Below are 19278 nucleotides of genomic sequence, written 5' to 3' on the forward strand. Positions count from 1 at the left end.
TTCACCACGCTCCGCCCGCAGCAAAACGGCCCGGCATCATGGCCGGGCCGTCAGTCTCTTCGCTGGCGGAGAGGGGGAGATTCGAACTCCCGGTGGGTTGCCCCACACCGCTTTTCGAGAGCGGCACCATAAACCACTCGGACACCTCTCCGCCCTCCAGTCTACCAGCACCGCCACCTTCGAGGTATCCGCACCCGCTGCCGCCGCTCCCCGCGGCGCTCAGTTCAGCCGGAACGTGTCTTCATCCTCCTCGTCGTCATCCAGCTCGTTGTCGCTGTACACGCCCGCCGGCGACCCCCGCCACACCGTCACAATGAAATCCTCCCGGTACGGATCCGCCGTCATCACCAGCTGCTCATCCGTCGCATCGATCAGCTGCTGAATCCGCTCCTCGTCCGCGTCCGCCGTCGTGCAGAGCGTCGCATACACGTTCGTGCCCTGGTAGTGAAGGTCCACCCGCCCCACAATGCTCCCGTCTTCGAAAATCGTGTACGACTCCGAGTGCGGAGTCCGGCATTCCCGTTCGAACGTAATCACAGCGGTCGCACCTGCCCTCTGCCGATAATGGTCCACTTGTAGCTCGTCAGCTCGCGCAGGCCCATCGGACCCCGCGCGTGCATCTTCTGCGTCGAAATCCCGACCTCGGCCCCCAGCCCGAACTGCGCGCCGTCCGTGAACTGCGTACTGGCGTTCACGTACACCGCCGCCGAATCCACCACGTCCAGGAACTCCAGCGCCCGGCTGTAGTTCTCCGTCAAAATCGCATCCGAGTGGTGGCTCCCGTACCGCTCGATGTGCTCCGTCGCCTCCTCCATCGCGTCCACCACCCGCACGCCCACCCGCAGCGCCAGGTGCTCCGTCCGCCACGTCGCCTCCGTCGCCCGCTCCACCGGCGCCCCGGCCGCCGCCAGCACCGGGTACGCCCGCTCATCCGCGATGAACGTCACCTTCCCGTTCCACCGCGCGGCCATCCGCCGCAGGAACGGCTCCGCAATCGCACGGTGCACCAGCAGCGTGTCCACCGCATTGCAGATGCTGTATCGCCGCGTCTTGGCGTTGTCCACCACCTTCTCCGCAAGGTCCAGGTCGGCAAATTCATCGACATAAATCTGGACGACCGCATCCCCGTGCGCGATCACCGGCATTGTCGCCTTCCGCCGCACATAGTCGATGAGCTGCGCCCCGCCCCGCGGCACCACCACATCCACCAGGTCGTTCATCTCCAGCAGCTCATCCACATGCGCCCGGTCCGGGTCGCTGATCACCTGCACCGCATCGGCCGGCACCGCCGTCCCCGCCAGCGCGCGCTGCACCAGCTCGCCGAGCGCCGCATTGCTGTTCCGCGCCTCCTTGCCGCCCCGCAGGATCGCCGCATTGCCGCTCTTCAGCGCCAGCGCCGCAATGTCGATCGTCACGTTCGGCCGCGATTCGTAGATGCAGGCCACGACCCCCAGCGGCACCCGCCGCCGCCCGATCCACAGCCCGTTCGGCAGCGTCCGCGAATCGAACACCTCGCCCACCGGGTCAGGCAGCTGCATCACACTCCGCGTGTCGTTCGCAATGCCGCGCAGCCGCTCCGGCGTCAGCGTCAGCCGCTCCACGAACGCGTCTTCCAGCCCCGCCTCCTTCGCAGCGGCGAGGTCCTTCGCGTTCGCCTCCAGCACCGCCTCCTGTTCCTGCTCGAGCAGCGCCGCGATCCGCCCCAGCGCAGCGTTCTTCTCCGCCGTCGAGAGGCGCGCGAGCACCCGCGACGCCTTCCGCGCAGCCATGGCCCGTTCCCGCAACAGTGAAACCGTCGATGTCATGCGCGCAAGTGTACCACCCCGGCTTCCCCGCTCAGCCCCGATTCCGCCCTTCGGCCGCCCCCGCCCGGTCCCCCTGCCCGTCCCCCGACGCACCGCCGCCGCGTACACTGGTGCCCATGACCAGCGAAACACCATCGTTCGAAACCGAACTCTCCGAACTCCTCCGCCGCGTCGCCCGCTGGCAGGCCCCGGAAGGCGTCGGCATCCTCTCCGTCTACCTCGACCGCCGGCCCCAGGCCACCGGCGAACGCCCCGAACACCGCCCTGGCGACACCGTCCTCAAAGACCGCCTCCGCCAGATCGAGCACAGCCTCGGCGTCCGCGGCCCGGCCCTCGAATCCTTCCGCGGCGACGCTGAACGCGTCCACGCTGCCGTCGCCGCAGCCAACCCCGCCGCCGAAGGGCTCGCCATCTTCTCCTGCTCCGCCGCCGGCCTCTTTGAATCCATCGAAGCCCCAGCGCCCTTCGAGAACCAGGTCGTCTACGACCGCTACCCCCGCCTCTACCAGCTCGCCAGGCTCCTCGACGAGTACGAAACCGCCGTCGTCGCCGTCGCCGATACCAACACCCTCCGCCTCTTCGTCGTCCGCGGCGAACGCATCGCCGAAATGCCCGGCAAAGACGAAGACCCATACAACTACCAGATGCGCTCCACCAGCGGCATGAACGAGCACCGCTTCCGCCGCCACGTCGAAAACCACCGCCGCGAATTCGCCGAAGAAGCCGCGAAGCTCATCGAACAGCTCTGCGAGCACGAGCGCGCAACCCGACTGGTCATCGCCGGCGACGAAATCGCCCTCCACCACCTCCGCGAAGCCCTGCCCGAATCGCTGACCCGCCGCGTCACCGAAGGCGAATTCCACATCGATATCCGCGCCGGCCTCGAACACGTCCGCCGCACCGTCGAGCACTTCCTCCTCCAGACCGAAGACGACCAGTCGCAGCACACCGCCGACATCCTCGTCGGCGAGGTCGAAGAGGGCGACCTCGGCGTCGCCGGCTACGAACGCACGAAAGCCGCGCTCGAACTCGGCGCTGCCGATGTCGTCGTCATCGACGACGCCTACGAGCCCGCCGAGCGGAAGGACGAGCTCGCCCGCCTCGCCGCGGCGACCGGCGCCCGGGTCGAAGTGGTCCGCGAGCACCACGGCCTGCGCGCCCTCGGCGGCGTCGGCGCCATCCTCCGCTACCGCGTCCCCGAGCCCGCGTAGCCGCGCACCCTGCAGCAGACCCCGGGCGTGAGGTCTGCTGGGCAGGTCGGGAGCACAGCAACCGGGGGCCGGTCACATGACCGGCCCCCGGGGCGCGCCTCTCCAGGCGAGCGCTAGTTCGTGGTCGGCGTGCTGCCGCAGTGACCCGGGCCCGTCGTCCCTTCGTTGAAGGCGGCGAGGATGCCCGCCAGCGTCAGCGCCTGCGTCCGCGCCGTGCCGGACGGCGCGGCGTCGTTCGTGCGGCCCATGAACCAGGTATCCGCATCGGTCAGCGCCTGCGCCACCGCCGCGGGCGGCACGGCGCCGTTCGCCACGTTCAGCTTCGCCGCGATGTACTGGTGCGCCAGGATGTAGTACGCGTTCCCCTTCGCCGGCGGCGTCCAGAGCACCGTCATCCAGCTCTTCCCGCTGCTGTAGAAGATCGCCGTCGTCGGGTAGCCGGTCGGCCAGGCTTCGCCGTGGGTCTTCCAGTACCCTTGCGTGTAGGTGCACTGCTCGAGCACCTGGCACGCCGGCGCCCGCACCGTCACCGTCGCCGAGGATGTCCGCACCTGCCCCGAATCGCCCTCGGTGAGCGTTGCGGTGTTCACCAGCGTGGTTTCGGTGTCGCAGGCCGTATTGTTGGTGATCGTCAGCGTCAGCGTTCTGGTATCGCTGTCCGTCAGCGACCAGGGGCCCCAGTCGCCCAGCAGCGTGCAGGTGAACCCCGCCGGGCAGCTCCCCAGCGCGTCCGAGAGGCTGGCCGTCTCGTCAATCTCGGTCGGGCTCGACGGCAGCGAGAAGCCCGCATCCGGCGACGGGCCCTTTGGCGTTCCGAGCGAGCCCGAATGGTTCGTGATGGTCACCTGCGCGCTGTTCTTGTAGCTCGCGCCTGGGACCGGAGTGAACTCGATTTCGTAGGGGTAGCAGTGGCTCTCGCCCGGATCGAGCACCGGGTTCGCGCTCACATCGACCGGAACATTCGTCGCGCCGGCGAGCGGCTGATAGGGCCCGCCGCCGTCCTGATACAGGACGGTGTCGGCGATCGCCAGCCCTTCGGTCGGGACGCCCCCGTCGTTCGTGACGCAGATCTCCCCGCGCACGCCGATGCGCTCGCTCACCTTCGTCCGCGTCGCGGTGATGGTGAAGGTCACGTCCTGCGAATTCCCGGTCGACAGCAGCACCGCGGCCGGGCTGGCCGTCTTCTCGACCGTCCAGTCGTACGTAATCTCCCAGAAGCCCTCGGCGGTCTTGTAAGCGCTCAGCGTCGTCCCGGCCTGGCCTCCGCCCCCTCCGCCGCCGCCTCCGCCTCCCCCTGGGTCATCGGGCTTGCCCTGCCCCTGGACGGCCGCCGCCGGCAGCGCCGCCAGCAGCAGCGCAACGATGCCGAACGCGACAGTTCGGCGCCAAAATGTGGATGACATGTCTGCTTCCCCCGCCAAAATTTCGGGGCTCGACTCCCCTCGGTTGTAGGGTATTCCCCCATATTGCGGTGTCAACCCCCTGTCCACCGGCGGTTCACCAGGTTGCGACGTTCGGGTCTCACGCTGGGGCCGAACGGACCGGCGGAGCCCCTCATCCCACTGCGGCCGCCAGCGCGCGGCGCACCTCCGCCGCGCCGCCCGCGATGAACGGCCGCGCCGCCACGCCGCGCCGCTCCAGGTAGCTCGCCGCCATCGCCGCCCGCTGTCCGCTCGCGCACGACACCAGCACCGGGCCCTCCACCTCCGGCGCCCACTCCGGCATTCGGTCGAACGGCAGCGGCCGCGCCCCGGGCACCGGCTCGTCGCGCAGCTCCTGCGCGTACCGCACATCGAGCACCGGCACCCGCCCGCTCCGCAGCGCCTCGGCAATCTCCTCCGCGCTTACGGTCTCCGTCCGCGCCGTGAGCGGCAGCTCCCCGGCCGGCGCATAGCCGACCACGTGCTCGTACCCGATCCTGAACAGGTCGACCGTCACCCGCTCTGCCTGCCGTGCGTCGTACGTCACGAGCGCAATCGGCGCATTGAACGGGATCAGCCACCCAACGTACGCCAGCATCGAGGTGCTCTCCTCGATCTCGAGCGAACCCGGCAGGTGCCCCGCGGCGTAGTCCGCCCGCGTCCGCACGTCCACCACCCACGTCTCGCTCCCCAGCCCGAGCAGCTCGCCGGCGCTCAGCCGCCGGGGGCGCGGCGGTTCGCCGTACACCTTCGGCCCCTTCCGGTTGATCGGCGCCATGTACCGGTAGTACCCCGGGATCGGCATCTCGCTCGCGAGGTGCATCGCCCGGAACTCCTCGTACGTCTTCGCGATGAGCGCCGGGTTGCGCAGCAGCTCCGCCGCCATCGGCCCGCACCGGCCCAGGTCCGTCCCGGTCGCGCTGCAGAACGACCCCGCCCCGTGCGTCGGCAGCACATCGGCCGTCGCCGGCACCAGCTTCCGCAGCTTCTGCGCCGTCTCCCACTGCAGCCGCGTCAGCGTCTCCGTGTGGTCCGGCCCCAGCAGGTCCGTCCGCCCGGCGGCGGCCATCAGCAGCGCACCGCCCGTGAACGCCCTGCGCACTTCCCCCGAAGGCGTCACGCCGAGGTACGCCACGTGCTCGTACGTGTGCCCCGGCGCGGCCGTCACGAGCAGCTTCGCCCCGCCGAGGTCGATAACGTCGCCGTCCTCCACCGGCCGGTGCGGGAACTCCAGCTTCCCCGCCGCCGGCGCGATCACCTCCGCGCCCAGCGCCGCCAGCTCCCGCCCGCCCGACACGTAGTCGTTGTGGACATGCGTCTCCACCACATACCGGATCGTCGCGCCGTGCTCCCGCGCCGCCTGCACGAACGGCCGAATGTCCCGCTGCGGGTCGATGACCGCTGCCTCCTCGCCCTGCACGACGAGGTACGACGCATCGCCCAGCGCCTCAGCCACGAACTGGATCGTCTTCATTGCTGCCCTCCCGGGGTGAGTCCCACCAGTGCTGCCTCTTCCGCGACCTGCCGCCGGATCCCCCCGCAGACGATGTCGCACAGCTCTTCCACGCTCGGGTCAACGACGCGGTAGAACGCCATCGTCCCCTCCGCCCGCCGGCGCACCACACGGGCATCGTGCAGCAGGCGGAGGTGCTTGCTCACGTTCGCCTGCGAACAGCCCGTCGCCGCCGCAATTTCGCCCACGGGGGCCTCCCCGCGCGCAAGCAGGAAGCGGATGATCCGCAGCCGCGTCCCGTCGCCCAGCAGCCGGAACCGCTCCGCGACAAGCTCCACGAGGTCGTCAGGCAGGTCGTTCATGTCGGTAACTCTATAACCATCTACGCATGAATGCAAGCGTTGCGCCCCGCGCTGCCCTGCCCCACGATCGCCGCACCCCATCGCCCGGAGGCCCGCTGTGTCCGATGTCCTCCTCGAGCGCCGCGACGGCGTCGCGCTCATCACCCTCAACCGCCCCGAAACCCTGAACGCCATGGGCGGCGACCTCGTGCCCCGGCTCGCCGAGACCCTCGCCGACGTCGAAGCCGACCCCGCCGTCCGCTGCGTCGCCATCACCGGCGCCGGCCGCGCCTTCTGCGCCGGCGGCGATATCCGCGCCATGCAGGAGCGGAACGACCGCATCGCCGCCGCAGCCGCCAGCGAAGGCCCCGGCGCCGTCATCGCCGAATTCGACCGTCTCGTCGCCGAACTCCGCCAGCGCCACCGCGAGATCTCCCTCCGCCTCCACACGATGCCGAAGCCCGTCGTCGCCCTCGTGAACGGCCCGGCCGTCGGCGCCGGCTTCAGCATCGCCCTCGCCTGCGACATCCGCCTCGCCTCCGACCGCGCCCGCTTCGGCGCTGCCTTCCGCAACGTCGGCCTCCCCGGCGATTTCGGCGGCTCCTACTTCCTCCAGCGCCTCTGCGGCGCCGGCATCGCCCGCGAACTCTACTTCACCGCCGAAATCATCGACGCCGCCCGCGCCCTCGAGCTCCGCATCGTCAACCGCGTCATCCCCCACGACGAGCTCCTCGCGCAGGGCCTCGACTTCTGCCGCCGCCTCGCCGAAGGCCCGACCGGCGCCTACGCCCGCATGAAGGAAAACCTGAACGTCGCCGAAACCGCCACCCTCGAGCAGCTCCTCGACCAGGAGGCGCTCCACATGCGCATCGCCGGCTTCTCCGCCGACTCCCGCGAAGCCGTCGCCGCCTTCCTCGAAAAGCGCGAACCCCGCTTCATCGGCCGCTGAGCCGGCCCCCTCACTGCAGGTGCACAATCTCCATGCCGCCCCAGCGGTCGGCCAGGTACTCCGCCACCAGCCGCCGGTGGCACTGGTCCGGCGTCGCCTCGCTGCACAGGAGCACGGCTCCGTCAATGAGCTCGCGCGGGACCCGCTCTTCGATCCTCCGCTCGCGCATCAGCCGCAGAAACTCCTCCTCGTACCAGCTCCACGGCCGCCGCTCCTTCTGAACCCCGGCGAGCAGCTCCGGCGTCGGCGCGAGCTGCGGTTCGTGCACATAGCCGATGCCGAGAATCGCATCCAGGAAGTGCTCCAGGTCGTCCCGCCTGGTGAAACCGGCGAGCTGGGAAGAGTTGTTCAGCCGCACATCAACGAGCCGACTCGCCCCCGCCCGGCCAATCATCTCGAAGAACTGGCGTGCTGATTTTTTCGTGAAGCCGATCGTCAGAACGCGCATCGCCGAAACCCCCGCGAGTCCACCGTCCCCGCTCCGCGGACGGCCGTCGCAGCGGACGCCCGCACGGCCGCGGCCGGGCAGAGGCCGGCATGCTACCACACGCGGCTGGCTGCCCGCCCCGCGGCGGTTTGGTCCGTGGTCACCTGCGTCGTACGCCCCCGTGAACCCCCGCCCGGCATCTGGTACAGTCCGCGGGCACCCCCTGAGGAGAACCGCAGCCGTGCTCCCCCTCGAAGGCAAAACCGCCATCATTACCGGCGGCGCCCGCGGCATCGGCGCCGGCATCGCCGCCGTCATGGCCCGCCAGGGCGCCCGCGTCGCCATCCTCGACCTCGATGGCGAGCAGGCCGCAGCCACCGCCGCCACCCTCCCCACCCCCGGGCTCGGCCTCGCCTGCGACGTCATCGTCGAAGACCAGCTCCGCGAGGCCGTCCGCGCCGCCGTTGATGCCCTCGGCGGTCTCGACATCATGGTCAACAACGCCGGCGCCGGCCGCGGCCCCGTCGACCTCTCTGCGCTCCCCGCAGCCGCGGCGGGCGGCGGCCGCGTCGAAGACATGGCCCCCGCCGCCTGGGACGAACAGCTCGCCCAGAACCTCCGCTCCACCTTCCTCGGCACGAAGTACGCCCTTCCCTACCTCAAGCAGCGCGGCGGTGCCATCATCAATATCGCCAGCATCGCAGCCCTCCAGGCCGCCCCAACCCTTCCCGCCTACGCCGCCGCCAAGGCTGGCGTCATCTCCCTCACCAAAAGCTGCGCGCTCGAATACGCGCCGTTCGATATCCGCGTCAACGCCATCTGCCCCGGTTTCCTCTGGACCCGCGCCTGGGAGGGCATGGCCGCCATGATGCAGCGCACCGTGCCCCGCTTCGCCGGCCTCTCCCCGCGCGACATCTTCCTCGAAGTGGTCAAAACCGGCGTCCCCCTCGGCCGCGAGCAAACCCCGGAGGACATCGGCGAACTCGCCGCCTTCCTCGCCAGTCCCGCCGCCCGCAACATCACCGGCCAGGCCATCGCCGTCGACGGCGGAATCACCCTCCGCTGACAGCTCCCCGCTCCCTCCTCCCTCCGGGCGGCGTGGCGGCCGGGCGGGTCTCCTCCCTCCTCCCTCCTCCCCTGGCGGCGCGGGGATGGTGGGTCGGGGCTCCCTCCTCCCTCCTCCCCTGGCGGCGCGGGGATGGTGGGTCGGGGCTCCCTCCTCCTTCCTCCCCTGGCGGTGCGGGGATGGTGGGTCGGGGCTCCCTCCTCCCTCCTCCCCTGGCGGCGCGGGGATGGTGGGTCGGGGCTCCCTCCTCCTTCCTCCCCTGGCGGCGCGGGGATGGTGGGTCGGGGCTCCCTCCTCCCTCCTCCCTCCTCCCTTGGCGGCGCGGGGATGGTGGGTCGGGGCTCCCTCCTCCCTCGTCCCTTGGCGGCGCGGGGATGGTGGGTCGGGGCTCCCTCCTCCCTCCTCCCCTGGCGGCGCGGGGATGGTGGGGCAGGGCTCCCTCCTCCCTCCTCCCCCGGGGCGGTCGTGTGGCCGGGGCAGGGCTCCCTCCTCCCCCGGGGCGGGGCGTGCTGGCGGGGCAGGGCTCCCTCCTCCCTTGGCGGCGCGGTCGGGCGTCCGGGGCAGGGCTCCCTCCTCCCTCCTCCCCCGGGGCGGGGCGTGCTGGCGGGGCAGGGCTCCCTCCTCCCTTCTCCCTTGGGGTAGTGCGGCGGCCGGGCGGGTCTCCTCCCTCCTACCGCTCCGCCACGATGTTCGGCACCAGCGCCCGCCGCGACAGGTTCGGGTTCGATGACGGCAACGACGCCCCGCCCGGCGTCGGCGTCGCAGTCGGCGGCAGTGTCGGCGTCGCCGGAGGGGTCGGCTGGCCGCCGGGAGGCGTCGGCTGACTCCCCGGCTGCGTCGGCGTGGCAGTGGGCGTCGCCGCCGGGAAGGTCGCCGTGGCCGTTGGCGTCGGCGGCTGCGGGGAATCCCACGGCTCGTTCGAGTCGTCATACGTCCCGAAATCGAGCGTCCAGTAGCCGCCAGCCCGCCCCACGCCCGCAACCACCCACATCGAGCGCAGCATGTTCTCCCGGTGCCCCCTCGTCGAATTCACCCACAGGGTGAACGCCTGCTGCGCGCTCCCCGCAATCGCCAGGTTCTCCCCCGCGCCCATTGTCGCGTAGCCGCAATCCTTCACCCGCTGGAAGGGCGAACGCCCCAGGCTGTCGGTGTGGCTGAAGTACCCCTTCGCCGCCATGTCCTCCGACATCCACGCCGCCGCCCGCGAGAGGTTCGGCGACGCCTTGAGCGGCGCTACCCCGTTCGCAACGCGGAACTCGTTCACCAGCCGCAGCAGCTCCTGCTCCGCCGCATCCAGCGCCTGCGAATTGGTCGAACAGTTCGTCAGCGCGTGCGCCGGCTGCGAACCCCCGCCCCACGCCCAGCTCCCCGCTGCCGCCGCCAGCAGCAGGGAACCCGCCATCGCCCAGGCAATCCGTCGCATCGTCACCCCCGGCCGGCGGGGAAGCCGGCGTCACGCTGGTGTCGCCTCCATCTTGGCCGCCGACGTGCGAACGAAAAACCCCGGCCGGGGCACGCCTCTTACGATTTACCAACAATTTACGCCCGACATCGCCCCGCAGCAGCTGTTCCCAAACTGCAAATACCGCCGCCCGCTATTCGCAGTTTCCGCCCTTTCCGCAAATAACGCATCAGCTCACCCTGGTGGCTCTGTTCCCTCGGTAAGGATGTCGAGGTACTCGCGGTAGACGTATACCCGATCGCGCTGCCGTCCCGTCACCTCGCGGACAACTCCGAGTTCCGCCAGGCGGCTCAGGCTCCGTTCCACCGTCGAAAAGCTCAGTTGCGCATCCTCAGCGATCCGCGTGGCCGTCGAGAGAACCCTGTTCCGGAGCACTTCCAGCACGCGCAGCATGCTGCCGGCTGCCCGCCCGCTCCCCCGCACCCGCTCGGCGTCCCGCTCGAACAGCTCCACGAGCCGGTGCGCGGTCCCCACAGCCCCGTTCGCTGTCTGCTCGACACCGGTGAAGAAGAACGCCAGCCACTGTTCCCAGTCGCCTCGCTCCCGTACCAGGTTGAGGAGCCGGTAATACTCCCGCCGATGCTGTTTGAAGTAAAGGGACAGGTACAGCAGCGGTTGCGTCAGCAGGCCCGCCTCGACCAGCACGAGCGCGATCAGCAGCCGGCCGACCCGCCCGTTTCCATCGAGGAACGGGTGGATAGTCTCGAACTGCACGTGCGCGAGGCCTGCCCTGGTCAGCGCTCCCCCCGGTGCAGGTGCGTTGAGAAACCGCTCCAGCTGAGCCATACACGGTTCCACCTGCTCCGGCGGCGGAGGCACGAACTCGGCGGTTGCCGGGTTCGCCCCTCCGATCCAGACTGGCTCGCGCCGGAACTCGCCAGGCCTCCGCGACGACCCGCGCCCCGATGCAAGCAGGCGGCGATGCACCTCGCGGATCAAACGGTTGGAGAGGGGCAGCCCGCTGCGCAACAGCTCCAGCCCGTGGTTCAGCGCCGACACGTAGTTCGACACCTCCCTCACGTCGTCGAGCGGGACCCCGGGCGCCTGGTCGAGTTCGAACAGCAGCAAGTCCGAGAGCGACGATTGCGTCCCCTCGATCTGGCTCGAAAGCACTGCCTCCCGCCGAACGTACCCGTAGAGGAAGAGTGTGGGATTTGGCAGCAGGGCCGAAATGGCATCCAGCCTGCCGATGGCCACGAGCGCACGTTCGAGCAGCGACTGCAGCTCACCGCCCAGGTCGAGCGGCGGCTCAGGCGGCAGCGGAAACGGAACGAACCCGTAGAAGGTCGTCCCGCCCCATGAGATCAGCTCGAGCCGTCCGGTTTCGCGTTCCAGCGGCGCGCCTCCCTGTTCCCAAACTGCAAATACCGCCGCCCGCTATTCGCAGTTTCCGCCCTTTCCGCAAATAGCGCACCCCCTACCGTCGCCGCCGCCCCACCCCCGTCATCGCCACCAGCGCCCCGAACAGGAACCCTCCGATGTGCGCGAACCACGCCACCCCGCCCCCGGTCGACGCCGTGTCCACGATCGTCGCGTACCCCGCAAACAGGTTCTGCAGGAACCACAGCCCGATCATCAGGAACGCCGGCACCGGCAGCGGAATGAACAGCAGAATGAAGAACGGGATCACCACGTGCACCGTCGACCGCGGAAACCACACCAGGTACGCACCCAGCACCCCCGCCACCGCCCCGCTTGCCCCCACCACCGGCACCACGCTCGTCGGGTCCATCAGTCCCTGCACGAGCGACGCAACCACCCCCGAGGCCAGGTAGAACAACAGGAACCCGAGCTTCCCCAGTCGGTCCTCGATGTTGTCGGCGAATACCCACAGGAACAGCATGTTCCCCAGGATGTGCAGCCACCCGCCGTGGATGAACACCGCCGTCACGATCGCCAGCAGCGCCTCGCGCGCGGAGCTCCCGCTCAGTCCCGAGGTGCCCCTGATGGTGTCGAAAAACTCCTTCGGCTGGAACCCCCACCGGCAGATGAACTCGTTCAGGTCGTTCGGCGGCGCCCGGAAGCCGTAGCATGGGCCGGTCGTCTGCTCCACGAACCGCTGCGTCGCCCCCGGCGTTGGCCGCGGCACCGTCGCGTCCATCCCCAGCATGGCGATGAACACGGCGAAGTTCGCCAGGATGATCGCGTAGGTCACCCACGGCGTTGCATGCCGCCGCGTGCTGTCGCCGACCGGGATCACCCGAGCCCGTCCAGGTGCGCCGCGTCGTTCATCCGCACCACCGCCAGCCGCCCGTTCCGCTCCTCGACCTCGAACAGCGCGCAATGCCGGACGTCGAAGCGGAACACGTGCGTCTCCGGCATCCCCAGCACCATCGAAACGAGGCAGTTCAGCATCGTGCCGTGCCCCACAACCAGCACGGTGCCGCCCGGGTGCGCCGCGGCAATCTCCCGCAGCGCCGCGAAGGTCCGCACCCGCACCATCGTCGTCGTCTCCCCGCCGGGCGGCTGCCATGCCGGGTCCTCAGCCTCCATCTGCGCGAACCGCTGCGGGTCGCGGCGCCGCACATCCTCTTCCCGCTCCAGCTCCCACGCACCGTAGTGCCGCTCGCGCAGCTCCGCCCGCGGCACCGGCGCAATGCCGCGTTCGCCCAGCGCCAGCCTCGCCGTCGCAATCGCCCGCCCAAGGTCCGAAGTGTAACAGGCATCGATCCGCGTCCCGGCCAGCCGCCGCCCCAGCGCCCGCGCCTGCTCCCGGCCCAGCGGCGTCAGCTCCGTCTCGCTGTGCCCGCAGAACCGCCCCTCAACGTTCGCCACCGTCTGCCCGTGCCGCGTCAGCAGCAGCCGCGTCACCCGTCGTTCCACGCGCGCCAGCATAGCCGCTCATCGACCCCCGCGGAATCTCCCGGGCACCCCCGCTCCCCGCTCCCTCCTCCCTCCTCCCTCCTCCCTCGGGGCGGGGCGTGGTGGCGGGGCAGGGCTCCCTCCTCCCTCGGGGAGGTGGCGGTGGTGGTGGCAGGGCTCCCTCCTCCCTCCTCCCTCCTCCCTCCTCCCTCGGGGCGGGGTGTGCTGGCGGGGCAGGGCTCCCTCCTCCCTCCTCCCTCCTCCCTCCTCCCTCGGGGCGGGGCGTGCTGGCGGGGCAGGGCTCCCTCCTCCCTCCTCCCCCGGGGCGGGGCGTGCTGGCGGGGCAGGGCTCCCTCCTCCCTCCTCCCCCGGGGCGGGGCGTGCTGGCGGGGCAGGGCTCCCTCCTCCCTCGGGGAGGTGGCGGTGGTGGTGGCAGGGCTCCCTCCTCCCTCCTCCCTTCCCCTACACTCTCGCTATGCTCGAACTGACACAACGGCTCATCGACGCCGCCGAAGGAGGCGCCCCCGTCCTCCTCGCCGTGCTCGTCGACCCCGGCCCCCTCCAGCTCCCACCCGGCGCACGCCTCCTCGTCGAGCCCGACGGCCGCACCCTCGGCACCCTCGGCGACCCCGCCCTCGATGCCGCCGTCGCCCGCGCCGCCCCCGGCCTCTTCTCCCGCCACGGCGCCCGCACCCTCTACGCCGCCGGCGAAACCCTCGCTGAGCGCCACACCGAAGGCGCCCCCGCCATCTACGTCGAAGTCGTCGAAGCCCGGCCCACCTTCCTCGTCGTCGGCGCCGGCCACATCGGCCGCGCCCTCGCCCGCCTCGCGAACTTCCTCGGCTACCGCGTTGCCGTCATCGACGACCGTCCCGATTTCGCCGACCCCGCCCTCATCCCCGAGGCCGACGAGGTCATCTGCGACGATTTCGAGGCCGCCCTCGAACGCTTCCCCATCGGCCCCTCGACCACCATCGTCCTCGTCACCCGTGGCCACAAACAGGACGAACTCTCCCTGCGCAAATGCCTCGGCCGCGGCGCCGCCTACCTCGGCATGATCGGCTCCCGCAGGCGCACCACCGCCGTCCTCGACCACCTCCGCGCCGAAGGCTTCCCCGAGACCGAACTCGACCGCGTCCGCACCCCCATCGGGCTCGATATCGGCGCCGAAACGCCCGAAGAGATCGCCGTCAGCATCGTCGCCGAGGTCATCCTCCTCCGCCGGGGCGGAACCGGCGCCCCGATGTACTACCGCGCCCGGCGGAGCGCTACTCCAGCGCGCTCCTGACGGCCCCTCTGCGCACCAGCTCCGCCCGCAGGTCGAGCATCGCCGTGTACGTCGGGATGACGAACACCCGCTCCCCCGGCGACGTCCCCGCAAGGATCGCATCGAGCAGCGCCCCCGGCCCCCGCACCACCGCCAGCGGCGCCGGCCAGCCGGCGTAATCGAACCGCAGCGCGAGGTCCTCCGCCCGGTCGCCGCCGGCCCAGCACCGCGCGACCCGCCCCGCCAGCAGCTCGTAGTCGACGTCCCAAATCCAGCTCACATCCTGCCCATCCGCGAAACGGTCGTTCAACAGCACCGCCACTGCCAGGTCCGGCCCGCCGGCCTGCTCGAGCAGCAGCAGCACCTGGTTGGCACCCGCCGGGTTCTTCGTCAGCAGCAGCCAGAGTTCGCGCCCCTCCAGCGCCACCACCTCCTGCCGGCCGAACGCCGCCCGCGCATCGCCCAGCCCGGCCCGGATCGCCGCCGCAGGCAGCCCGAGCGCACGCCCGGCCGCAATCGCCGCCAGCGCGTTGTACACGTTGTACAGCCCGGCGAGGCGCATCGCCGCGATGCCCAGCCCGGGCACCTCCCAGCGCGTTCGGTCGAGCCCGAGCTCCACCCTCCGCCCCTCCGTCTCCGGCGCCGGTCGGGCCCGGCCGCACTGCGTGCACCGCCACCAGCCCACATGCGCAAAGTACCGCCGCTCATAGGTGAAATCGCCGCCGCAGCCGCACCACCGCGCATCCGTCGCCCCGGCAGCCTCGCGGTGCAGCTCGGGCGCATCCAGCCCGAACCAGTGGACCCGTCCCGGCCAGCCCTCGGCCAGCCCCGCCACCGATGGGTCGTCCGTGTTCAGCACCAGCGTCGTGCCCGGCCCTGCCGCGGCCAGCCCTTCGCGCAGTATGCCAGCCACCGTATCCACCTCGCCGTACCGGTCGAGCTGGTCGCGGAACAGGTTCGTCACAACCATGACCGTCGGGTCGAGCGCCCGGACCGCCGCCGGGAAGGTCGCCTCATCGGTCTCGAACACCCCGGTCAGCTGAGCCGCGCCCGGGATCTTGCCCCGCCAGTCCGCCCGCGCGGCCAGCGTGCTCGCGAACCCGCGGACCAGGTTGCTCCCCTCGCGGTTGTGCACGTACCCCCGGCCCGCCGCCTCCAGCATCGCCGCCAGCAGCCGCGCCGTCGTCGTCTTCCCGTTTGTGCCCGTCACCAGCACCCGGCCGCCGCCGAGCTGCCGCCCCAGCTGCGCCACCACCCCGGGGTCGATCCGCGTGGCGACGAGCCCCGGGAGCGCCGTCCCGCTTCCCCGCCGCAGGGCCCGCGTCGCCGCCCCGGTCAGCTTCGCGGCCGCGACGGCCCCCATCGTCCGAACCGGTGCCATGCCCCCATCTTGCGGCCGTGCCGCCCGGTGCGAAAGCGCCCTACGCCCGCGCCGTGCCGAGCAGCCCCGCCTGCCGCAGCAGCCCCACAATCCGGTCCCGCGCAACGATGCCGATCACCCGCCCGTTCTCCACCACCGGCATGTGGAGCAGCTCCTCCATCTCCATCTCCAGCAGCACATCCGAGACCAGCCGGTCCCGCGCCGTCGCCCGCAGCGCATCCTTCGGGACCATCACCGCTCCCGCCGGCGTGCTGTCCCACAGCGGCTCCGGCACCCCCTGCAGCTCATACCCAGAAAGCACCCCCGCCAGCCGGTCACCGTCGCTCACCAGGTACACCGCCCGCGGGTTGAGCTCAAGCACCCCGCGCGCCAGCGGCCCCACCGGCTGCCGCGCATCCACCACCGGCGCATCGGCCACCATCACGTCCTCGGCCCGGTAGCGCGCCAGCTCGCGGACGAACCGGTTTTGCAGCAGCGACTGCCGCGCCGCGTTCTCGAGGAACAGACCGATCAGCACCAGCCACGCTCCGCCTGCCAGCGAATCCGCCACGACCACATCGCGCCCGAGCACCGCCAGCACCCCCAGCCCGGCCATCGTCCACGCGAAGCCGCGCCCCGTCCAGGCCGCGATGCCGGTCGCAAGCGCGTGGTTCCGCGTCACCAGCCAGAGCGCCGCCCGGAACACCCGCCCGCCGTCCATCGGGAAGGCTGGCAGCAGGTTGAACAGCCCCAGCGCCGCGTTCATGATCGCCAGCCACACGAGCACGTAATCGACTGCGCGGTCCGCCCGCGCCCCCAGCAGCCACCAGCACCCCGCAAACGCCGCCCCCAGCGCCAGGCTCATCAGCGGCCCCGCGAGCGCCATCAGCAGCTCCTGCAGCGGCCGCGCCGCCTCCCGCGTGATCTGGGCCACGCCTCCGAACACGAACAGCGTGATGCTCTTCACCGGGATGCGGAACCACCGCGCCACCACGCTGTGGGCCAGCTCGTGCAGCACGATCGACGCAAAGAACGCCGCCACGCTCGCCCCGGCCATCAAGAGATGCGTCCAGCGCGACGCCCCTTCGAACGCCGCCGGGTAGAACTGCGTCGCCAGGAACCAGGTCGTCAGCCCCGCAAGCAGAAACCAGCTCGGGTTCAAGAGCAGCGGAATGCCGAACAGCGCCCCCAGCCGGATCGAGCGCAACCGCATGTACCTACCCTACGCCGTTTCCGGTCATGCCGCGGTCAGCGGCTCAGCCCTGGCTGCGCGACGGCGGCGGGGGCGGCCCCTGCTCGTCGTCCCCCTCCACGACCGCCTCCCAGCACAGGTAGAAGTAGAACAGGCCCATCAGGATCGGGATGAGGAACGCCGGGTGCCGGCTCTCCACCAGCCCCCAGATCCCCCCGAGCGTCATGAACATCAGCGCAAAGACGTAGACGAGGAATGCTCCCCAGCTGAAACCAAGCGGCAACATGACAGACGCCTCCGCCCGGCATCCTACCAGCCCGTATCGGCAGCTGCCCCCCGGGGAACAGCAAGAATTTTGTTAGAAATAGTCTCCCGCCTGGCGCCCCGCGGGTTTTACGAACGTTTTACAGCCTGCTGGCAACTCTCTGCACCTGGCACGCGTTTTCTCCGGTGCGTGTACCTTCCCGTGTTGCTACGGTACAGGCTGGAGAGCGCCCTCCCGGCGCCGCTGGAGGTTCTATGAGCTGGATGCAGAAAAAAGCCCTCGCCGTCGTCGCCATCGGCGCCGGCGTTGCCACCATCCTCGGGGCAGGCCTCGGTATCGCCCTCGCGAAGCACACCAGCACCGTCGGCGGTGTCTGCGCCAACGGCAGCCCCGGCTGCAACATCCATTACGTCGGCACCATCAAGCCGCAGCCCGTCAGCCCCGCCACCTTCACCCGGTGCCTGCCCGTCGGCGACTGGATCGGCATCTACATCTGGGACGGCCCCAACCAGAAGTGGCTCCACTACTTCAACACCAACCCCGGCAATCCCGGCAACTACCCCTCCTACCTCAACAACACCTCCGTCGGCGGCATCTCCACCATCCCCGGCTTCTCCGGCGTCGTCCTCGTGATGCGCCCCGGCGCACCAACCCAGCAGGTCACACTCCTCGACGCGTCCGGCGAGACCTGCAACTAGCCCTCCCAGCGTCCTTCATCCATTCATTGCCGGGGCCCCCGCACCAGCGGGGGCCCGTTCCGTCTCCCGGCAGCCAGTAGCCGCGCTGCCCCGTACCATGCCCGCCGATGGGTGAACTCGCCGCCCTCCTCGCCGCCCTCACCTGGTCCGCCACCAGCGTCGCCCTGACCTCCCTCTCCGCCCGCACCTCGCCCGTCGTCCTCTCCGGCCTCCGTCTCGGCTTCGGCGCCCTCGTCATGCCGATCGTCCTCTGGGCCAGCGGTGAATCCTCCACCATCGCCGATGCCCCGCTTTCGACGATCGCCCAGGTCGTGGCCTCCGGCGCCCTCGGCTACGGCCTCGGCGATACCCTCTACATCCTCGCCCTCAACCGCCTCGGCATGCAGCGCACCTTCCCCGTCTCCATGGCGCTCTACATTGGGCTCACCGTCGTCTTCGGCGTGCTCCTCCTCAATGAACCGTTCTCCTGGGGCCTGCCCGCCGGCGCGCTGCTCATCGGTGTCGGCATCTGGCTCATCGTCATCCCGGCGGCTGCGGACGCACCGCCCCCGCCGCCGGCGCTGGCGCAGCCCGAACCGGCGCCCGTCCTGGTCCAGCCCGCACCCCTCTACGCCGCGCCCGGCCCCGCCGGCTACGCCCTCCTCGGCGGCGTCGGCATCACCTGGGCAGCCGCAACCCTCTGGCTTGCCGCCGCCAGCGGCGACCTCGGCGCCATCGCCGCCGGCACCATCCGCACCCCGGCCGGCGCCGTCGCCCTCCTCGGCTTCGCCCTCGCCTTCCAGCGGCCCGCCCTGGCGGCACCGCTCCGCAACCCCCGCCACGTCGGCGCCATCGCCCTCGCCGGGCTGGTCGGCACCACCATCGGCAGCCTGCTCTACGTCTACGCTGTCGTCACGGCCGGGGCGGCCCGCACCGCTATCCTCTCCTCGACCTCCCCCCTCCTCGCCCTGCCGCTTTCCGTCGCCTTCCTCGGCGAGCGCCTCACCCGCCGCATCCTTGCTGGAACCTTGCTCTGCGTCGCTGGTATCGTCCTCGTCGTCCTGTGAACCCGCCGCCTGCCCCCGGAGCCGAACGCCTGCGAAGCATCGCCCTTCCGTTCGTCTTCGTGCTCTTCATCGTTGCCTGCGCCCGTGACGCCGAAGGCCCCCCGCGCCCCGTCGTCACCGTCGAACAGGGCGACGCCCGCGCCTCGGTGACCGTCGAACTCGCCGTCACCCCCCAGCAGCGCGCGCAGGGGCTGATGTACCGCCGCGCCCTCGACCCCGATGCCGGCATGCTCTTCATCTTCCCCGCCGACAGCCGGACCGGCTTCTGGATGCGCAACACCTACATCCCGCTTGACATCGCCTACATCAGCGCCGACCTGGTCGTCATCGACATCCGCCAGGGCACGCCCCTCGACGACACCATCCTCACGCCCTCCGGCCCCTACCGCTACGTCCTCGAAGTCAACCGGGGCTGGTTCGCGGCCAACGGCCTCGGCGTCGGCGCGCGCGTCACCCTCCCGCCCGGCCTCCTCCCCGCTCCCTGGCTCCCGCCCCCCTTGGTGAGGTGACGGA

20 protein-coding genes and 1 tRNA gene are annotated in these 19278 nt (G+C 70.9%); 7 read left to right on the forward strand and 14 right to left on the reverse strand.

Going from position 1 to position 19278, the window contains the following annotated elements:
* Window positions 1-63: 63 nt before the first annotated feature.
* The 3 genes from A9A59_RS04805 to A9A59_RS04815 all read right to left on the reverse strand — a co-directional run bounded on the left by A9A59_RS04805 (window position 64) and on the right by A9A59_RS04815 (window position 1805).
* Window positions 64-151, reverse strand: a tRNA-Ser gene (locus tag A9A59_RS04805).
* 68 nt (window positions 152-219) lie between these two features.
* A complete protein-coding gene (locus tag A9A59_RS04810) occupies window positions 220-537 on the reverse strand; it encodes a hypothetical protein (RefSeq protein ID WP_098503196.1) in 318 nt (105 codons plus the stop codon).
* On the reverse strand, window positions 534-1805 hold the full coding sequence (locus tag A9A59_RS04815) for a glutamate-5-semialdehyde dehydrogenase (protein ID WP_098503197.1): 1272 nt from the start codon (window positions 1803-1805) through the stop codon (window positions 534-536). The genes A9A59_RS04810 and A9A59_RS04815 overlap by 4 nt, the downstream gene beginning before the upstream one ends.
* 116 nt (window positions 1806-1921) lie before the next feature.
* On the opposite strand from A9A59_RS04815, the gene A9A59_RS04820 reads away from it, so the two are divergent.
* Window positions 1922-3016, forward strand: a complete 1095-nt coding sequence (locus A9A59_RS04820; RefSeq protein WP_098503198.1) for a baeRF10 domain-containing protein — start codon at window positions 1922-1924, stop codon at window positions 3014-3016.
* 113 nt (window positions 3017-3129) lie between these two features.
* Here the strand turns inward: A9A59_RS04820 and A9A59_RS04825 are convergent, their stop codons facing one another.
* The 3 genes from A9A59_RS04825 to A9A59_RS04835 form a co-directional block, all read right to left on the reverse strand.
* On the reverse strand, window positions 3130-4419 hold the full coding sequence (locus A9A59_RS04825; RefSeq protein WP_133117511.1) for a hypothetical protein: 1290 nt from the start codon (window positions 4417-4419) through the stop codon (window positions 3130-3132).
* 151 nt (window positions 4420-4570) lie between these two features.
* Window positions 4571-5911, reverse strand: coding sequence for an MBL fold metallo-hydrolase (locus tag A9A59_RS04830; protein WP_098503200.1), 1341 nt, complete (start codon window positions 5909-5911; stop codon window positions 4571-4573).
* Window positions 5908-6252 carry an ArsR/SmtB family transcription factor gene (locus A9A59_RS04835; protein WP_098503201.1) on the reverse strand — a complete coding sequence of 115 codons (345 nt, stop codon included), beginning with the start codon at window positions 6250-6252 and terminating at the stop codon, window positions 5908-5910. Before A9A59_RS04835 ends, A9A59_RS04830 begins: the two co-directional genes overlap by 4 nt.
* A 97-nt stretch (window positions 6253-6349) precedes the next feature.
* Here A9A59_RS04835 and A9A59_RS04840 point away from each other — a divergent pair, with 97 nt between their 5' ends.
* Window positions 6350-7180 (forward strand): enoyl-CoA hydratase/isomerase family protein, encoded by an 831-nt coding sequence (locus A9A59_RS04840; protein ID WP_165772506.1) that lies wholly within the window; start codon window positions 6350-6352, stop codon window positions 7178-7180.
* A 10-nt stretch (window positions 7181-7190) separates the two neighbouring features.
* On the opposite strand, the gene A9A59_RS04845 is transcribed toward A9A59_RS04840, so the two are convergent.
* Complete coding sequence (locus A9A59_RS04845; RefSeq protein WP_098504803.1) at window positions 7191-7628, reverse strand: DUF488 domain-containing protein; 438 nt, start codon at window positions 7626-7628, stop codon at window positions 7191-7193.
* A 220-nt stretch (window positions 7629-7848) separates the two neighbouring features.
* On the opposite strand from A9A59_RS04845, the gene A9A59_RS04850 reads away from it, so the two are divergent.
* Window positions 7849-8673, forward strand: a complete 825-nt coding sequence (locus A9A59_RS04850) for an SDR family NAD(P)-dependent oxidoreductase (protein WP_165772507.1) — start codon at window positions 7849-7851, stop codon at window positions 8671-8673.
* A 670-nt stretch (window positions 8674-9343) separates the two neighbouring features.
* On the opposite strand, the gene A9A59_RS04855 is transcribed toward A9A59_RS04850, so the two are convergent.
* The 4 genes from A9A59_RS04855 to A9A59_RS04870 all read right to left on the reverse strand — a co-directional run bounded on the left by A9A59_RS04855 (window position 9344) and on the right by A9A59_RS04870 (window position 12958).
* Entirely contained in the window at window positions 9344-10075 is a 732-nt protein-coding gene (locus A9A59_RS04855; protein ID WP_165772508.1) for a CAP domain-containing protein, read from the reverse strand.
* A 234-nt stretch (window positions 10076-10309) separates the two neighbouring features.
* Entirely contained in the window at window positions 10310-11470 is a 1161-nt protein-coding gene (locus A9A59_RS04860) for a Fic family protein (protein ID WP_098503205.1), read from the reverse strand.
* An 82-nt stretch (window positions 11471-11552) separates the two neighbouring features.
* Window positions 11553-12335 carry a rhomboid family intramembrane serine protease gene (locus A9A59_RS04865; protein ID WP_098503206.1) on the reverse strand — a complete coding sequence of 261 codons (783 nt, stop codon included), beginning with the start codon at window positions 12333-12335 and terminating at the stop codon, window positions 11553-11555.
* Window positions 12332-12958, reverse strand: coding sequence for a histidine phosphatase family protein (locus tag A9A59_RS04870; RefSeq protein WP_165772509.1), 627 nt, complete (start codon window positions 12956-12958; stop codon window positions 12332-12334). Before A9A59_RS04870 ends, A9A59_RS04865 begins: the two co-directional genes overlap by 4 nt.
* Window positions 12959-13412: 454 nt before the next feature.
* On the opposite strand from A9A59_RS04870, the gene A9A59_RS04875 reads away from it, so the two are divergent.
* Window positions 13413-14225, forward strand: coding sequence for an XdhC family protein (locus A9A59_RS04875; RefSeq protein WP_098503208.1), 813 nt, complete (start codon window positions 13413-13415; stop codon window positions 14223-14225).
* Here A9A59_RS04875 and A9A59_RS04880 read toward each other — a convergent pair.
* Genes A9A59_RS04880 through A9A59_RS04890 form a run of 3 tightly spaced genes read right to left on the reverse strand, consistent with a single transcriptional unit; the run spans window position 14206 to window position 17042 of the window.
* Window positions 14206-15585: a MurT ligase domain-containing protein gene (locus A9A59_RS04880; RefSeq protein WP_098503209.1), complete on the reverse strand. Its 1380-nt coding sequence runs from the start codon at window positions 15583-15585 to the stop codon at window positions 14206-14208. The genes A9A59_RS04875 and A9A59_RS04880 overlap by 20 nt on opposite strands.
* A gap of 40 nt (window positions 15586-15625) precedes the next feature.
* Window positions 15626-16777, reverse strand: coding sequence for a site-2 protease family protein (locus A9A59_RS04885; RefSeq protein WP_098503210.1), 1152 nt, complete (start codon window positions 16775-16777; stop codon window positions 15626-15628).
* Between the two features lie 43 nt (window positions 16778-16820).
* On the reverse strand, window positions 16821-17042 hold the full coding sequence (locus A9A59_RS04890; protein ID WP_098503211.1) for a hypothetical protein: 222 nt from the start codon (window positions 17040-17042) through the stop codon (window positions 16821-16823).
* Window positions 17043-17275: 233 nt separating this feature from the next.
* Between A9A59_RS04890 and A9A59_RS04895 the strand changes: the two genes are divergently transcribed.
* The 3 genes from A9A59_RS04895 to A9A59_RS04905 all read left to right on the forward strand — a co-directional run bounded on the left by A9A59_RS04895 (window position 17276) and on the right by A9A59_RS04905 (window position 19274).
* Window positions 17276-17719, forward strand: a complete 444-nt coding sequence (locus A9A59_RS04895) for a hypothetical protein (RefSeq protein WP_098503212.1) — start codon at window positions 17276-17278, stop codon at window positions 17717-17719.
* Window positions 17720-17826: 107 nt separating this feature from the next.
* Window positions 17827-18765 carry a DMT family transporter gene (locus tag A9A59_RS04900; RefSeq protein WP_098503213.1) on the forward strand — a complete coding sequence of 313 codons (939 nt, stop codon included), beginning with the start codon at window positions 17827-17829 and terminating at the stop codon, window positions 18763-18765.
* A complete protein-coding gene (locus tag A9A59_RS04905; protein WP_165772510.1) occupies window positions 18762-19274 on the forward strand; it encodes a DUF192 domain-containing protein in 513 nt (170 codons plus the stop codon). The genes A9A59_RS04900 and A9A59_RS04905 overlap by 4 nt, the downstream gene beginning before the upstream one ends.
* Window positions 19275-19278: the final 4 nt, after the last annotated feature.

It is taken from the genome of Tepidiforma thermophila (assembly GCF_002563855.1).
Classification (GTDB): Bacteria; Chloroflexota; Dehalococcoidia; order Tepidiformales; family Tepidiformaceae; genus Tepidiforma; species Tepidiforma thermophila.

Excerpts from the sequence above, each read along its gene's own strand:
- A9A59_RS04825 (WP_133117511.1), bottom strand. The coding sequence starts at position 4,419 with ATGTCATCCACATTTTGGCGCCGAACTGTCGCGTTCGGCATCGTTGCG.
- A9A59_RS04895 (WP_098503212.1), top strand. The coding sequence starts at position 17,276 with ATGAGCTGGATGCAGAAAAAAGCCCTCGCCGTCGTCGCCATCGGCGCC.
- A9A59_RS04885 (WP_098503210.1), bottom strand. The coding sequence starts at position 16,777 with ATGCGGTTGCGCTCGATCCGGCTGGGGGCGCTGTTCGGCATTCCGCTG.
- A9A59_RS04815 (WP_098503197.1), bottom strand. The coding sequence starts at position 1,805 with ATGACATCGACGGTTTCACTGTTGCGGGAACGGGCCATGGCTGCGCGG.
- A9A59_RS04900 (WP_098503213.1), top strand. The coding sequence starts at position 17,827 with ATGGGTGAACTCGCCGCCCTCCTCGCCGCCCTCACCTGGTCCGCCACC.
- A9A59_RS04830 (WP_098503200.1), bottom strand. The coding sequence starts at position 5,911 with ATGAAGACGATCCAGTTCGTGGCTGAGGCGCTGGGCGATGCGTCGTAC.
- A9A59_RS04890 (WP_098503211.1), bottom strand. The coding sequence starts at position 17,042 with ATGTTGCCGCTTGGTTTCAGCTGGGGAGCATTCCTCGTCTACGTCTTT.
- A9A59_RS04845 (WP_098504803.1), bottom strand. The coding sequence starts at position 7,628 with ATGCGCGTTCTGACGATCGGCTTCACGAAAAAATCAGCACGCCAGTTC.
- A9A59_RS04835 (WP_098503201.1), bottom strand. The coding sequence starts at position 6,252 with ATGAACGACCTGCCTGACGACCTCGTGGAGCTTGTCGCGGAGCGGTTC.
- A9A59_RS04820 (WP_098503198.1), top strand. The coding sequence starts at position 1,922 with ATGACCAGCGAAACACCATCGTTCGAAACCGAACTCTCCGAACTCCTC.
- A9A59_RS04875 (WP_098503208.1), top strand. The coding sequence starts at position 13,413 with ATGCTCGAACTGACACAACGGCTCATCGACGCCGCCGAAGGAGGCGCC.
- A9A59_RS04880 (WP_098503209.1), bottom strand. The coding sequence starts at position 15,585 with ATGGCACCGGTTCGGACGATGGGGGCCGTCGCGGCCGCGAAGCTGACC.
- A9A59_RS04855 (WP_165772508.1), bottom strand. The coding sequence starts at position 10,075 with ATGGCGGGTTCCCTGCTGCTGGCGGCGGCAGCGGGGAGCTGGGCGTGG.